This window comes from Variovorax sp. GW821-FHT09B01, assembly GCF_059418345.1.
Genome location: NZ_JBWKPQ010000008.1, coordinates 183,164 through 197,845 on the forward strand (window position 1 = coordinate 183,164; position 14,682 = coordinate 197,845).

Annotated in this window: 10 protein-coding genes; all 10 read left to right on the plus strand. The window is 65.3% G+C overall.

Annotated features, from left to right (window positions below; genetic code table 11):
• Nucleotides 1–68 precede the first annotated feature (68 nt).
• Nucleotides 69–1,277 (plus strand): CaiB/BaiF CoA transferase family protein, encoded by a 1,209-nt coding sequence (locus AC07RV_RS22960; RefSeq protein WP_296781065.1) that lies wholly within the window; start codon nucleotides 69–71, stop codon nucleotides 1,275–1,277.
• 32 nt (nucleotides 1,278–1,309) lie between these two features.
• On the plus strand, nucleotides 1,310–2,308 hold the full coding sequence (locus tag AC07RV_RS22965; protein ID WP_296781068.1) for a Bug family tripartite tricarboxylate transporter substrate binding protein: 999 nt from the start codon (nucleotides 1,310–1,312) through the stop codon (nucleotides 2,306–2,308).
• A 50-nt stretch (nucleotides 2,309–2,358) separates the two neighbouring features.
• Complete coding sequence (locus AC07RV_RS22970; protein ID WP_296781071.1) at nucleotides 2,359–4,314, plus strand: acyl-CoA synthetase; 1,956 nt, start codon at nucleotides 2,359–2,361, stop codon at nucleotides 4,312–4,314.
• Between the two features lie 76 nt (nucleotides 4,315–4,390).
• Nucleotides 4,391–5,407 carry a Bug family tripartite tricarboxylate transporter substrate binding protein gene (locus AC07RV_RS22975; protein WP_296781073.1) on the plus strand — a complete coding sequence of 339 codons (1,017 nt, stop codon included), beginning with the start codon at nucleotides 4,391–4,393 and terminating at the stop codon, nucleotides 5,405–5,407.
• A 33-nt stretch (nucleotides 5,408–5,440) separates the two neighbouring features.
• Nucleotides 5,441–6,190 carry an electron transfer flavoprotein subunit beta/FixA family protein gene (locus tag AC07RV_RS22980; protein WP_208507727.1) on the plus strand — a complete coding sequence of 250 codons (750 nt, stop codon included), beginning with the start codon at nucleotides 5,441–5,443 and terminating at the stop codon, nucleotides 6,188–6,190.
• 14 nt (nucleotides 6,191–6,204) lie between these two features.
• The gene (locus tag AC07RV_RS22985) at nucleotides 6,205–7,137 is read left to right on the plus strand and encodes an electron transfer flavoprotein subunit alpha/FixB family protein (protein ID WP_296776789.1); all 933 of its coding nucleotides are present in this window, start codon (nucleotides 6,205–6,207) and stop codon (nucleotides 7,135–7,137) included.
• Between the two features lie 14 nt (nucleotides 7,138–7,151).
• Nucleotides 7,152–8,123, plus strand: coding sequence for an NAD(P)H-dependent flavin oxidoreductase (locus AC07RV_RS22990; protein WP_296776791.1), 972 nt, complete (start codon nucleotides 7,152–7,154; stop codon nucleotides 8,121–8,123).
• 788 nt (nucleotides 8,124–8,911) lie between these two features.
• The gene (hsdR, locus tag AC07RV_RS22995) at nucleotides 8,912–11,368 is read left to right on the plus strand and encodes an EcoAI/FtnUII family type I restriction enzme subunit R (RefSeq protein ID WP_296777048.1); all 2,457 of its coding nucleotides are present in this window, start codon (nucleotides 8,912–8,914) and stop codon (nucleotides 11,366–11,368) included.
• Nucleotides 11,369–11,457: 89 nt separating this feature from the next.
• Nucleotides 11,458–12,939 carry a type I restriction-modification system subunit M gene (locus AC07RV_RS23000; RefSeq protein ID WP_296776794.1) on the plus strand — a complete coding sequence of 494 codons (1,482 nt, stop codon included), beginning with the start codon at nucleotides 11,458–11,460 and terminating at the stop codon, nucleotides 12,937–12,939.
• Between the two features lie 11 nt (nucleotides 12,940–12,950).
• Nucleotides 12,951–14,648 (plus strand): restriction endonuclease subunit S, encoded by a 1,698-nt coding sequence (locus AC07RV_RS23005; protein ID WP_296776798.1) that lies wholly within the window; start codon nucleotides 12,951–12,953, stop codon nucleotides 14,646–14,648.
• The last annotated feature ends 34 nt before the right edge of the window (nucleotides 14,649–14,682 follow it).

Consider the following 14,682-nt stretch of genomic DNA (forward strand, 5'->3'; position numbering starts at 1 on the left):
GCCGCCACCGCTTCTTCCCCGGCCTCGCGCGCACCCGCGCCGAGGTCTCACGTCTTTCCGGAGCCACCATGCCCTCGCTGAATTCCTCGCTGCCGCTCGCCGGCGTGCGCGTCCTCGACCTGTCCCGCATCCTCGCGGGCCCCTGGTGCGGCATGGTGCTGGCCGACATGGGCGCCGAGGTCATCAAGGTCGAGCACCCGGGCCGCGGCGACGACACGCGCGACTGGGGCCTGCGCGTCGGCAAGACCGAGACCGCCTACTTCAACAGCGTCAACCGCAACAAGCGCTCGGTCACGCTCGACCTGCAGACGCCCGAGGGCCAGCAGCTCGCGCGCGATCTCGCGAAGCAGTGCGACGTGCTGATCCAGAACTTCAAGTTCGGCGGCATCGACAAGCTGGGCCTGGGCTACGAGCAGTTGAGCCAGGAACATCCCGGTCTCATCTACTGCTCGATCTCGGGCTACGACCGCACCGGCCCCGAGGCCGCGCGCCCCGGCTACGACCTTGTGGTGCAGGGCGAAGCCGGCCTGATGGCGCTCAACGGTGAGGCCAGCCAGCCGCCGCTGAAGTTCGGCGTGGCGGCCGTCGACCTGTTCACCGGCATGTACTCGGCGCAGGCCATCCTCGCCGCGCTCTACCAGCGCGAGAAGACCGGCAAGGGCCGGCACGTCGAGATGGCGCTGTTCGACTGCGGCCTGATGATCACCGCCTACTACGGCCTCGAGGCGCTGCTGCTGGGCGAGGACCCGCCGCGCTACGGCAACTCGCATCCCTCGATCGTGCCCTACGGCGTGTTCGACGCGGCCGACGGCCCGCTGGTCATCACCGTGGGCAACAACGCGCAGTTCGCGCGCTTCTGCACCGAGGTGATCGAGCGGCCCGACCTCGCGGCCGACGAGCGCTTCAAGACCAACATCCTGCGTTCGGCCAACCGCGCGGTGCTGCTGCCGCAACTGCATGCCGAACTCGCGAAGCGCCCGCGCGCCGCGCTGCTCGAAAAACTGAGCGCCGCCGGCATCCCCTGCGGCGAGGTGCTGGGCCTGCTCGAGGCGCTGCAATCGAAGCGCGCCACCGACGCCGGCCTGGTCACGCGCCAGCCGCATCCGGTCGCGGGCACGGTCGACGTGCTCGCGCCCCCTTACCGTTTCGATGGCGAGCGCCTGCCGGTGCGCAGCGCGCCGCCCACCCTGGGCGAAGGCACGCACGACGTGCTCCAGTCCTTGCTCGGCCTGTCGGATGAAAAGCTGGCAGCGCTGAAAAGCAGCGGCGTCGTCTGACGGCGCCACCTTGTTCCCCTGAAGCAGAAGTCATGGCCTCCCTCTCTCTCCGTCCCCTCCGCAGTCCTCTTCGCCGTGCACTCCTCGCGCTCGCCCTTCCCCTCGCCGCCGGCGTCGCCTTCGCGCAGGCCTGGCCGGCCAAGCCGATCACGCTGATCGTGCCCTTCCCGCCCGGCGGCCCCACCGACGTGGCCTCACGCATCGTGGCGCAGAAGATGTCGGCCGCGCTGGGCCAGAACATCGTGATCGACAACCGCAGCGGCGCCTCGGGCACCGTGGGCGCGGCCGCCGCCGCGCGCGCGCCGGCCGACGGCTACACCTTCGTGATGCTGGCCACGCCCACGCTGCTGGCCTCGCACCTCTACGGCCCGACCGGCTACGACATCTTCAAGAACTTCACGCCCGTGGGCAGCGTCTACGACCTGCCGATCGTGCTGGTGGTCAATCCCAAGGCGCTGCCCGAGGTGACCGGCCTGCAGGGCCTGATCGCCAAGGCCAAGGCCGAAAACGGCAAGCTCAACTACACGACCGCGGGCGCCGGCAGCTTCGGCCACCTGACGACCGAGCAGCTCAAGAACATCGGCAAGTTCGAGATGCAGCACGTGCCCTACCGCGGCAGCGCGCCCGCCGTGACCGACCTGATCGGCGGCCAGGTGCCCGCGATGTTCTCGGACCTGGTGGCCGTGATCCCGCACATCCGCGCGGGCAAGCTGCGCGCCATCGCGGTCGGCTCGGGCCAGCGCGTGAGCCTCTTGCCCGACGTGAAGACGGTGGCCGAGCAGGGCTTCCCGGGCTTCGACGCCACCTCGTGGGGCGGCCTGCTGGCACCGGCCGGCACGCCCAGGGACGTGGTCGAGCGCATGAGCACCGAACTCAGGAAGGCGCTGGCCGACAAGGAAGTGCAGGAGAAGCTGCAGGGCGTGGGCTCGTTCGCGGCCTACCGCACCGCCGACCAGACCGCCGAGCGCATGCGCCAGGACTTCGAGCGCTGGGGCAAGGTCATCCGCGACAACCACATCACGAACCAGTAAAACAGCCGGGCCGACACGGCGACGATTTCAAGGGAACAAGGAGACAGGCCATGACCGACAGGAACGACCGGCACGACAACGACTACCCGACGCCCGTGGGCGCGCCGTTCCGGCCCGCGCGCCCCGTGCGCAGCCTCGCCGACATCCAGGCGCTCGAGCAGACCCCGCTGGCGCAGGCGCTCACGGTGCGCAGCACCTACGAGATCTTCCGCAACGCGGGCCATGCCTTCGGCGACAAGACGGCGCTGACCTTCCTGCGCACCGGCAACCCGGACGATGCGCCGATCCGCTGGTCGTACGCCGAGCTGCTCGCGCGCATCCACCAGACCGCGAACCTGCTGCATGGCCTGGGCGTGGGCCCGAACGACGCGGTGGCGGTGCTGCTGCCCGGCTGCCTCGAATACCACCTCGCGCTCTGGGGCGGCGAGGCGGCCGGCATCGTGCAGCCGCTCAATCCGCTGCTCACCGACGAGAAGCTGGTCGCGCTGATGACCGCGGCCCGCGCCAAGGTGCTGATCGCCTACGGCTCGGACGCCGAGTCGGGCATGTGGTCGAAGGCGCTGCGGCTGCGCGGCCAGGTGCCCGGGCTCACCACTCTGCTGCGCGTGGCGCCGCACGACGAGGCGCCGGGCGCGGCGGGCGCGCTGCCCGAGGGCGTGGCCGACTTCGAGGCACTGCGCGCGGCACAACCCGACGACCGCCTCGTGAGCGGCCGCGACATCGCCTCGAGCGACATCGCCGCCTACTTCCACACCGGCGGCACCACCGGCGCGCCCAAGCTCGCTCGCCACAGCCATGGCGCGCAGGTGTTCACCGCCTGGGCCAGCGTGCAGGTCGCGGGCATGAACGAGCACGGCATCTCGATCAACGGCTATCCGCTGTTCCACGTCGCGGGCGTGCTGCCGGCCTCGCTGGCTTCGCTGTCGGCCGGCGTGGAGGTGGTGATTCCCACGCCCTCGCTGCTGCGCAACAAGCAGGTGCTGGCCAACTACTGGAAGCTGGTCGCGAAGTACCGCCCGACCTCGCTGTCGGCCGTGCCCACGGTGCTCGCGGCGCTGGCCAACGTGCCTCTGGACGGCGCCGACATCTCCTCGATCACCTACTGCCGCACCGGCGCGGCCGTGCTCTCGCCCGAACTCGCCGCGCGCTTCGAGCGCCTGTTCGGCCTGCACGTGCACGAGAGCCTGGGCATGACCGAGATGGCCGGCATCTCGACCATCACGCCGCCCGGCGTCGACGGCCCCGCGGGCTGCGTCGGCTTTCGCCTGCCCTACATGCGGATGCGCGTGGTGGCGCTCGACGAGCACGGCAACGCGAGCGATCGCGAAGTGCCGCGCGGCGAGACCGGCATGGTGCTGTTCAAGTCGCCCAACGTGTTCTCGGGCTTCGTCGATCCGGCCGACAACGCCAAGGCCTTCACGGCCGACGGCTGGCTCGCGACCGGCGACCTCGGCTGGATCGACAGCGAGGAGCGGCTCAACCTCACGGGCCGCTCGAAGGACCTGATCATCCGCAGCGGCCACAACATCGATCCCAAGGTGATCGAGGACGCGCTCAGCGCCCACCCGGCGGTGCAGGTCTGCGCCGCGGTCGGCGCGCCCGATGCCTACGCGGGCGAGCTGCCCGTGGTGTTCGCGACGCTGGTGCCCGGCGGCGCGGCCACCGAGGACGAGCTGCTGGCCTTCACCGCCGCACGCGTCGACGAGGCACCGGCCAAGCCCAAGTGGGTGGCGCTGGTCGATGCGCTGCCGATGACCAACGTCGGCAAGATCTACAAGCCCGAGCTGCGCGCCATGGCCGCGAGCCGCGTGGTGGCCGCCACCGTGGCCGAGCTCTGCGCCGAACTCGGCCTGCCCGAGGCCGCGCGCCCGAGCGTGACGCACGAGGGCGAGAGCCTGGTTCGCGTGACGATCGACCCCGCCGGCGCGCAGGCCGCGGCGCTCGCCGAGCGGCTGCGCAAGGCGCTCGAGCCGCTGCCTTTCAAGACCCGCGTGGCGACGGCCTGAAGCCGTCGCACGGCGGGCCGCAGCGCACGGCCCGCCGCCTTTCGTTTCTCCGACCCCAAGAACCATCAGGGACACCATGACCATCACCCGACACCCGACCCGTCGCGCGCTGCTGCGCGCCACCGCCACCACCGCAGGCGCCACCGCCCTGCTCGCGCTGGCCCATGCGCCGGCTCATGCCCAGGCGCCCTATCCGAACAAGCCGATCCGCATGGTCGTGCCCTTCCAGGCCGGGGGTGCCACCGACGTGCTCGCGCGCGTGCTGGGCCAGAAGATGGCGGCCGGCCTCGGCCAGCCCGTGGTGATCGACAACAAGCCCGGCGCGGCCGGCATCATCGGCACCGACATGGTCGCCAAGGCAGCACCCGACGGCTACACCATCGTCTTCTCGCTGAGCAATTCGCTACTGACCAACGAGTTCCTCTACGAGAAGCTGCCCTACGACACGCAGCGCGACCTCACGCTGGTCTACCAGGTGGCGATGGGGCCGCTGGTGCTGGTGGTGCATCCGAGCGTGCCGGCCAAGACCGCGCCCGAACTGCTGAAGTACGTGGCCGCGAACAAGGGCAAGGTCGCCTATGGCTCGTACGGCGTGGGCGCCTACCCGCACCTGGCGGGCGCGCACATGAGCCTCACGCAGCAGGCCGACATGAACCACGTCGCCTACAAGGGCGAGGCACCGATGATGCAGGACCTGATCGGCGGCCAGATCCAGATGGCCTATGCGAGCGCGCTGGTCGCCAAGCCGCACATCGACGCAGGCAAGGTGCGGGCCATCGGCGTGAGCGGCGAACGCCGCATGGCCGCGCTGCCCACCGTGCCGACGATGGCCGAGCAGGGCTTGAAGGACGAGGCCTACCGCGTGACCGGCTGGCTCGCCTTCGCGGTGCCCGCCAAGACGCCCAAGCCCATCGTGGACCGCATCGCCGAGGAAGTGCGCAAGGCCTCGCAGCAGCCCGACGTGCGCGAGCGCATCGCGGCCATGGGCTTCGAGCTCAAGGACAGCTCGCCCGAACTCTTCGCCGCCGCCTGGAAGACCGAGCGGCCGATCTGGGAGCGCCTCATCAAGCAGTCGGGCGCGAAGCTCGAGTGAACCCCCATCCGTTTTCATTTTGAAGGACCAGCCATGAAGATTCTCGTGCCCGTCAAACGGGTCGTCGACTACAACGTGAAGGTGCGCGTCAAGAGCGACGGCACGGGCGTGGACATCGCCAACGTCAAGATGAGCATGAACCCCTTCGACGAGATCGCCGTCGAAGAGGCAGTGCGCCTGAAGGAGAAGGGCGTGGTGACCGAGGTCATCGCCGTCTCGTGCGGCGACGCCAAGTCGCAGGAAACCCTGCGCACCGCGATGGCCATCGGCGCCGACCGCGGCATCCTGGTCGAGACCTCGGAAGAGCTGCAGCCGCTGGCCGTGGCCAAGCTGCTCAAGGCGCTGGTCGACAAGGAACAGCCCTCGCTCATCATTCTTGGCAAGCAAGCTATCGACGACGACGCCAACCAGACCGGCCAGATGCTGGCTGCGCTGGCCGACCTGCCGCAAGCCACCTTTGCCTCGAAGGTCGAAGTCGCGGGCGACAAGGCCAACGTGACGCGTGAAGTCGACGGCGGCCTCGAGACCGTCTCGCTCACGCTGCCGGCCGTCATCACGACCGACCTGCGCCTCAACGAGCCGCGCTACGTCACGCTGCCCAACATCATGAAGGCCAAGAAGAAGCAGCTCGACACCTTCAAGCCCGAGGACCTCGGCGTGGACGTCAAGCCGCGCCTGAAGACCCTGAAGGTCTCGGAACCGCCGAAGCGCGGCGCCGGCATCAAGGTGCCCGATGTGGCGACCCTGGTGGACAAGCTGAAGAACGAAGCCAAAGTGATCTGAGGAAGACAACGAACATGACCGCACTCGTCATTGCCGAACACGACCACGCCAGCATCAAGCCGGCCACCCTCAACACCGTGACCGCCGCACTCGCCTGCGGTGGCGACGTCCACGTGCTCGTGGCCGGTGCCAATGCGGCCGAAGCCGCCAAGGCCGCTGCCCAGATCGCCGGTGTCAGCAAGGTCATCGCCGCCGACAGCGCTAGCCTCGCCGAGAACCTGGCCGAGAACGTCGCGGCCCAGGTGCTGGCCATCGCCGGCAACTACAGCCACATCCTGTTCCCCTCGACCGCCAACGGCAAGAACGTCGCGCCGCGCGTGGCCGCCAAGCTCGACGTCGCGCAGATCAGCGACATCACCAAGGTCGACAGCCCCGACACCTTCGAACGCCCGATCTACGCGGGCAATGCGATCGCCACCGTGCAGAGCAGCGATGCGACCAAGGTGATCACCGTTCGCACGACCGGCTTCGACGCCGCGGCCGCCACCGGTGGCAACGCAGCGATCGAAACCGCCGAAGGCGTGGCCGACAGCGGCAAGAGCAGCTTCGTGGGCCGCGAAGTCACGAAGAGCGAACGCCCCGAACTGACGGCCGCCAAGATCATCGTCTCGGGCGGCCGCGCGCTGGGCAGCGCCGAGAAGTTCACCGAAGTGATGGCCCCGCTGGCCGACAAGCTCAACGCAGGCCTCGGTGCCAGTCGCGCCGCGGTCGACGCGGGCTACGCGCCGAACGACTGGCAAGTGGGCCAGACCGGCAAGATCGTCGCGCCGCAGCTGTACATCGCCGCGGGCATCTCGGGCGCCATCCAGCATCTGGCCGGCATGAAGGACTCGAAGGTCATCGTCGCGATCAACAAGGACGAGGAAGCGCCGATCTTCTCGGTGGCCGACTACGGCCTCGTGGCCGACCTGTTCACGGCCGTGCCCGAGCTGGTGAAGACGCTGTAAGAGGAAGCGCCCGCATGAAGACCCGCATCACCGAGCTGCTCGGCATCCGCTACCCGATCGTGCAGGGCGGCATGCAGTGGGTGGGCCGCGCCGAACTGGCCGCGGCCGTCTCCAACGCCGGCGGCCTGGGCATCGTGACCGCGCTCACGCAGCCCACGCCCGACGACCTGCGCCACGAGGTCGAGCGCACCCGCGCGCTGACCGACAAGCCCTTCGGCGTGAACCTCACCATCCTGCCGGCCGTGAAGCCGCCGCCCTATGCCGAGTACGTGCAGGCGATCATCGACAGCGGCGTGAAGATCGTGGAGACCGCGGGCAACAGCCCGAAGGACTTCATCGAGGCGCTCAAGCGCCACGACGTGAAGATCGTCCACAAGTGCACCTCGGTGCGCCACGCGCTGTCGGCCGAACGCAATGGCGTCGACGCCGTGTCGGTCGACGGCTTCGAGTGCGCGGGCCACCCGGGCGAGGACGACGTGCCCGGCCTGATCCTGTTGCCGATTGCGGCGCGCAAGCTGCGCATTCCCATCATCGCCTCGGGCGGCATCGCCGACGGCCGCGGCATGGCGGCCGCGCTCGCGCTGGGCGCCGAGGGCGTGAACATGGGCACGCGCTTCTGCGTGACCCAGGAAGCGCCGATCCACGACAACATCAAGCAGGCGCTGGTGGATGCGAGCGAGCGCGACACCAAGCTGATGTTCCGCACCATGCGCAACACCGCGCGCGTGTTCCGCAACGCGATCTCCGAAGAAGTCGTGGCCACGGAGAACCGTCCGGGTGGCTGCGAATTCGAGGAGATCCGTCCGCTGGTGGCTGGCGCGCGCGGCCGCGCGGCGCTGGAGTCGGGTGCGGTGCAGGACGGCGTGGTCTCGGCTGGCCAATGCATCGGGCTGATCGACGACATCCCGACTTGCGCGGAACTGCTGGAGCGCATGGTGCGCGAGTGCCGCGAGCATCTGGACCGGGCGCGGTCCTGGATGGACTGAGTCTTTTCCTGCCCGCATCCCGGCGGCGCTCATGCCGACCGGGACCTGCACGCCACGGTCTCTTCGAGGCCTGTCCGCCTTGCATTGCGGAAGCTGCATTTATTGGCGGTTGCCGCGACTTCGTGCCGAACGGCACAGCAACCCGCCCACTTCTTCCCTAGAGTGGCTGCCCCTCTCACTCGATACCCCAACTAGGGGAGAAGAAAGGCACCTATAGCCCGGCGTCGCACGCCGGTATCTCCCGAAGAAACCGCCCAAGGCTCGGCGGATCTTCTCGAAAACATCCTCTCCCAACTCGAAGCGCTGCTGTGGGTCTGCCACGGGCAAGACATCGATTGGTGCAGCGGTGATGGGCCTCGACAACGGGACAACTTGCTCTGACTTTCGGCTGGACTTGCGCGCGAGGCTGGGGAGTTGTTTCAGATGAGCGAGAAGGCGCGGCATGGGGCGCTTGAGGCTGGCGGGTAGGGGCTGGTCTGCGGGCTGCGGGGTCGCGGCCCGCCTAGCAGACAAGGCCCTTGGGGCACTCTCGCGACATCGAGCTTTGGCCTGCAGCTTGCAGACTCAGTCGCAGCGCAGTCCGAACGAAGCGGCCACCTCAGCCGACGACTCACCTTCGTTAAATCGCTCAAGGGCCAGCAAGCCCATCTCTTTAAGCTGGAATGACTCGGCAGCCCATTCGAAGGCGGCGTCGACCCCAACAAAGAGCTTGCGATCCTCAGCACCTCAAAAATAGTAGCATCCAGCAACAATCATGTCTTGCCTTGCCAAGCGCCGTTGCTGATTACATGGATAAAAAGGCACTCTCCGAAAGCGATATCTGCGACAAGTTCATCCGTCCGGCCGTGGTGCAGGCCGGATGGAACGGCATGGATCAGATCTTCCGTGAGTACCCTTTGCGCGCAGGCCGTGTGGTGGTGCGGGGAAAGCAGTCCTATCGCGACCAGGGGTCAGTGCTCAAGGCCGACTTTGCCCTGTTCTACAAAGCCAACATTCCTCTGGCCGTCGTTGAGGCAAAAGACAATCAACATGCCGTGGGCGCAGGCATGGCGCAGGCCTTGAACTACGCCGAGCTGTTGAACGTGCCGTTCAGCTTCACCAGCAATGGCGATGGCTTCGTCTTCCGAGATGCCACGCTGGCCACAGGCGTGCTGGAGCAGAACCTCACCCTGGACGAGTTTCCGTCGCCTCAGGAATTGTGGAGCCGCTACTGCGCCTGGAAAGGCTGGTCAGCGGAAGAAGGCCGTGTCGCTGGGTTCGACTACGCACCGCACAAAAGCCCGCGGTACTACCAGCTCAATGCGGTGAACCGTGCGGTCGAGGCCATCGCGGCCGGCCAGGACCGCGTGCTGCTCGTCATGGCGACGGGCACCGGAAAAACATACACGGCATTCCAGATCATCTGGCGCTTGTGGAAAAGCGGCGCCAAGAAGCGAATCCTCTTCCTTGCCGACCGCAACATCCTCATCGACCAGACCATGGTCAATGACTTCCGACCCTTCAAGGGCGCGATGGCCAAACTCAGCCCCAATGCCAAGGGTATCGAGCGTGTCGATGCGCAGGGCCAGGTGTCGATCGAGGATGTGGACCTGGCGGTGAACAAAACGACCAAACTGGTGGACAAGAGCTACGAGATCTACCTCTCGCTCTATCAGGCCGTCACGGGAACCGAAGAGCAACGCAACATCTACAAGCAGTTCAGCCCCGACTTCTTCGACCTCATCGTGGTAGACGAGTGCCACCGGGGCAGTGCTTCGGAAGATTCTGCCTGGCGCGACATCCTGACCTACTTCAAGGGCGCCGCACAGATCGGCCTGACTGCGACGCCCAAGGAGACCAAGGACGTTTCAAACATCGACTACTTCGGCGACCCTGTCTACACCTACAGCCTGAAGCAAGGTATCGAGGACGGCTATCTGGCGCCGTACAAGGTGATCCGGGTGGACCTGGACAAGGACACCTTCGGCTGGCGCCCTACCGCGGGCATGACCGACAAGCACGGTCACACTATTGAAGACCGCATCTACACCGGCGCTGACATGAACCGCAAGCTGGTGCTGGAACAGCGCGATGAAGTAGTGGCCGCCAAGATTACCGAGTACCTCAAGGCCACTGACCGCTACGCCAAGACCATTGTCTTTTGTGAAGACATCGACCACGCCGCGCGCATGCGTCAGGCACTGGCCAATGCCAACGCCGACATTTGCGCCACCCAGCCCAAGTACGTGGTTCAGATCACGGGCGACAACCAGGAGGGCAAGCTGGAGTTGGACAACTTCATCGACCCGGAGAAGTCGTACCCGGTGATCGCAACCACCTCCAAACTTATGAGCACAGGCGTGGATGCACAGACCTGCAAGCTCATCGTGCTCGATCAGGGCATCAAATCGATGACCCTGTTCAAGCAGATCATCGGCCGCGGCACGCGGCTGCGCGAAGACCTGGGCAAGACCTGGTTCACGATCCTCGACTTCAAGCGCGCCACTGAGCTGTTTGCCGACAAGGATTTCGACGGTGAACCAGTCCAGGTGTATGAGCCAGGCGCCGATGCACCTGTGGCCCCGCCCGAGCCTGCATCTGGCGACGCCCCCACTGGTGCGGGCGCCCCGCTCGCCGGGATGGACGCGCTCACCCCTTTGGGTCCCTTTGCCAGCACGCCATCGGATGGCCCGAAGAAGTACGTGCTGGGCAGCAATGTCACCGTGGTCGTGGCGCGTGAGCGGGTGCAGTACCTTGACGCCAACGGCAAGCTGATCACCGAGAGCCTGCGCGACTACACCCGCATCAACCTTCGCAAACGATACGAATCGTTGGATCAGTTCCTTCAGGCGTGGGATCAGGCCGACCGCAAGGCGGCCTTGCTGCAAGAACTGGAAGGGCAGGGTGTGTTGCTGGAGGCCCTGGCCGACGAAGTCGGCAAAGACCTGGACCCCTTCGATCTGCTGCTGCATGTCGCGTATGACCAACCGAGCCTCACCCGCCGCGAGCGCGCCCGGCGAGTGCAGAAGCGAAACGTGTTCACCCAGTACGGCCCCGTGGCGCGCAAGGTGATGGATGCCTTGCTCGACAAGTACGCCGACGAAGGCATCACCACCGTCGAGAGCAACGATGTCTTCAAGCTTCAGCCCTTCACTGAACTGGGTACTCCGACGGAACTGGTGCGCAGCTTTGGCGGTCGACCCCAATATCTGAGCGCCCTGCAGACCCTGGCGCGCGAGCTATACGCTACGCCGCCCTCCACTTGATCGTGGCCGTCTGATACTCGTACTCCTGATCGCCGTGTGCGCCGCGCCTAGCTGCGCCACGACGTGTTTCCTTTTTGAACCCGCGTTCCATGTCCAACCTCACCCCTATCATCAAATCCATCCAGGACGTCATGCGCCAGGACAGCGGCGTCGACGGCGACGCCCAGCGCATCAGCCAGCTCACCTGGCTGCTGTTCCTCAAGGTCTTCGACGCGCTCGAAGAAGAGCTTGAACTCACACGCGACAGCTACCACAGCCCGATTCCCGAAGACCTGCGCTGGCGCAACTGGGCCGCAGACCCCGAGGGCATGACCGGCGAGGCCTTGCTCGACTTCGTGGACAACCAACTCTTCGCCACGCTCAAAGAGCTGAGGGCCGATCCGATGCGCAACCCGCGTGGCTACGTGGTGCGCGGCGTGTTCGAAGACGCCTACAACTACATGAAAAGCGGCCACCTTCTGCGCCAGGTGGTCAACAAACTCAACGGCATCGACTTCAACCGCCAAGCCGAGCGCCACCAGTTCAACGATCTTTACGAAAAGATCCTCAAGGACCTGCAAAGCGCCGGCAATGCGGGCGAGTTCTACACGCCGCGCGCTGTCACCCAGTTCATGGTGGACATGGTCAACCCGCAACTGGGCGAAGTGGTGCTCGACCCCGCCACCGGCACCGGCGGCTTTCTGGTCTGCGCCATCGAGCACTTGCGCAAACAGGTGCACAACGCCGAGCAGGAAGCGACCCTGCAAAACAGCATTCGCGGCGTCGAGAAGAAGCAGATGCCCCACATGCTCTGCGTCACCAACCTGCTGCTGCACGGCATCGAAGTGCCCAGCCACATCCGCCACGACAACACGCTGGTGCGCCCATTGCGTGACTACACCCAGGCTGACCGCGTGGACGTGGTGCTTACCAACCCGCCTTTCGGCGGCATCGAGGAGCCGGGCATCGAGCAGGGCTACCCCGCTGACGTGCGCACCAAGGAAACCGCCGACCTGTTCCTAGTGCTCATCAAGCACATCCTCAAGGTGAATGGCCGCGCCGCCGTAGTGCTGCCCGATGGGACCCTGTTTGGCGAAGGGGTGAAGAGCCGCATCAAGGAACAGCTGCTGGCTGAATGCAACCTGCACACCATCGTTCGCCTGCCCAACGGCGTGTTTGCGCCCTACACCGGCATCAAGACCAACCTGCTGTTCTTCACCAAGGGCCAGCCCACGCAACACATCTGGTACTACGAGCACCCGTATCCGCCGGGAGTGAAGAACTACAACAAGACCAAGCCCATCCGCATCGAAGAGTTCGATGCCGAGAAAGCCTGGTGGGGCACCGAGGCCGACGGCTTTGCCGCCCGCACGGAAAACGAACGCGCCTGGAAGGTCAGCATCGACACCCTCCGCGCGGCCAACTGGAACCTTGACCAGAAGAACCCACATGTGGGTGAGCAGACCAGCCATGACCCCGGAGTACTGCTGGCAGAGTATGCCCGCCTGCAGACAGAGGCCCAAAGGCTGCGCGATGAGCTGAAACGCATCCTGGCGCAGTCTTTGTCAGCCAAATCGGCCGCTGGCGCTTGAGGGATAGGCGCATGCTGCTATCAAGTTTGGATTTGCTGGCCAAAGCCCCCGGTGGTGTGACACGCCTGCGTGAACTCATCCTGACCCTGGCGGTGCAAGGCAAGCTGGTGCCGCAAGACGGGGCGGACGAGCCGGCCAGCGTGTTGCTGCAGAAGATTCGGGCGGAAAAGGACTGGCTGATCGCCGAAGGCAAGATCAAGCGGGACAAGCCGTTGGCGGAGATTGCGGAAGAGGAAAAGCCGTTTGAGATACCTCAGGGGTGGGAGTGGGTGCGGCTCGGATTTGCAGCCAAGAAGATTACCGATGGCACTCATCATTCGCCTGCGAGCTTTTCCACTGGCGACTTCAAGTATCTATCCGCGAAGAACATCAAAACGTGGGGAATTGACCTGTCCGATGTGACCTATATCCCCGCCGCAGTCCATGAGGAAATTTACACACGGTGCGACCCTGAGGTTGGCGACATCCTCTTCATCAAAGATGGGGCCACTACCGGCATTCTGACGATTAACACCTTGGCAGAGCCCTTTAGCTTGCTTTCCAGCGTTGGTGTCATCAAAGCCAGTTGTGGCTTGACTTCAGAATGGCTTGCAAGAGTGATGCGCTCGCCGTATTTCTACGGAGCCATGCGCGCTGAAATGACTGGCGTAGCTATAACGCGAGTCACACTTTCGAAGTTGAACGTTGCGTTAGTTCCATTGCCCCCCCTCGCCGAACAATCACGCATCGTCACCCGCGTCGAAGAACTCATGCGCCTGTGCGATGCGCTGGAGGCCAAGGGCCGGCTAGAGGCCATGCAACACACCCAACTGGTCAAGACCCTGCAGGGCACCCTCACCGCCAGCGCCACACCTGAGAAATTGGCCGACAACTGGCAGCGCGTGGCCCAGCACTTCGACCTGCTGCTCGATCGCCCCGAAGCCATCGACGCTTTGGAGCAAACCCTGCTGCAACTTGCCGTGCGCGGCCTGCTAGTGCCTCAAGACCCCACCGACGAACCCGCCAGCACGCTACTGGTCCGCATCCGCACCGAAAAAGACCGACTCATCGCCGAAGGCAAGATCAAACGCGACAAACCCGTGCCGCCCATCACCAATGAGGAAAGGCCGTTTGAGTTGCCGGTTGGATGGGAGTGGGGGAGGCTGGAGCAGTTATCAATAGCGATCGTCGATTGCCCGCACTCAACGCCAAGGTTCGTCGAGAGCGGCCGTCTATGCCTCGACACCAATAGTTTCAAGCGGGGAGTTTTGCTGCCACACAAGCTTCGCTTTGTTGACGATGCAACTTTCGTTGAACGCAACATTCGCCTGACACCTCAACCCGGAGACTTGGTCTTTGCGCGAGAGGGTTCTGTTGGAGAGTCAATTCTGATTCCCGATGGTGTAGAGGCGTGCTTGGGGCAGCGAGTAATGCTCTTCAGGTTTTCTTCACAAGTTTCCAAAGAGTTTGTTCGGCTAGCCATTTCTTCGAGGTCGTTTCTTGATTCCCTGCTCGCTATGCACAAAGGAATTGGTGCTAAGCACGTAAATGTTGGTGATATGCGGAATGCTGTGATTCCATTGCCGCCCCTCACCGAACAATCCCGTATCGTCACCCGCGTCAACGCCCTGCGCCGCCTTTGCGCTGACCTACGTCAGCGCCTGATGTCTTCGCAAGTCACCCAATCCCACCTAGCCCGGGCTCTGGTGGAGTCTTCCAACCCCCTGTGAAAGAGTCTCTCTGTGTCAAGCTTTGAAACCAACC

Excerpts from the sequence above, each read along its gene's own strand:
- AC07RV_RS23005 (WP_296776798.1), top strand. The coding sequence starts at position 12,951 with ATGCTGCTATCAAGTTTGGATTTGCTGGCCAAAGCCCCCGGTGGTGTG.
- AC07RV_RS22985 (WP_296776789.1), top strand. The coding sequence starts at position 6,205 with ATGACCGCACTCGTCATTGCCGAACACGACCACGCCAGCATCAAGCCG.
- AC07RV_RS22980 (WP_208507727.1), top strand. The coding sequence starts at position 5,441 with ATGAAGATTCTCGTGCCCGTCAAACGGGTCGTCGACTACAACGTGAAG.
- AC07RV_RS22970 (WP_296781071.1), top strand. The coding sequence starts at position 2,359 with ATGACCGACAGGAACGACCGGCACGACAACGACTACCCGACGCCCGTG.
- AC07RV_RS22960 (WP_296781065.1), top strand. The coding sequence starts at position 69 with ATGCCCTCGCTGAATTCCTCGCTGCCGCTCGCCGGCGTGCGCGTCCTC.
- AC07RV_RS22975 (WP_296781073.1), top strand. The coding sequence starts at position 4,391 with ATGACCATCACCCGACACCCGACCCGTCGCGCGCTGCTGCGCGCCACC.
- AC07RV_RS22965 (WP_296781068.1), top strand. The coding sequence starts at position 1,310 with ATGGCCTCCCTCTCTCTCCGTCCCCTCCGCAGTCCTCTTCGCCGTGCA.
- hsdR (WP_296777048.1), top strand. The coding sequence starts at position 8,912 with ATGGATAAAAAGGCACTCTCCGAAAGCGATATCTGCGACAAGTTCATC.
- AC07RV_RS23000 (WP_296776794.1), top strand. The coding sequence starts at position 11,458 with ATGTCCAACCTCACCCCTATCATCAAATCCATCCAGGACGTCATGCGC.
- AC07RV_RS22990 (WP_296776791.1), top strand. The coding sequence starts at position 7,152 with ATGAAGACCCGCATCACCGAGCTGCTCGGCATCCGCTACCCGATCGTG.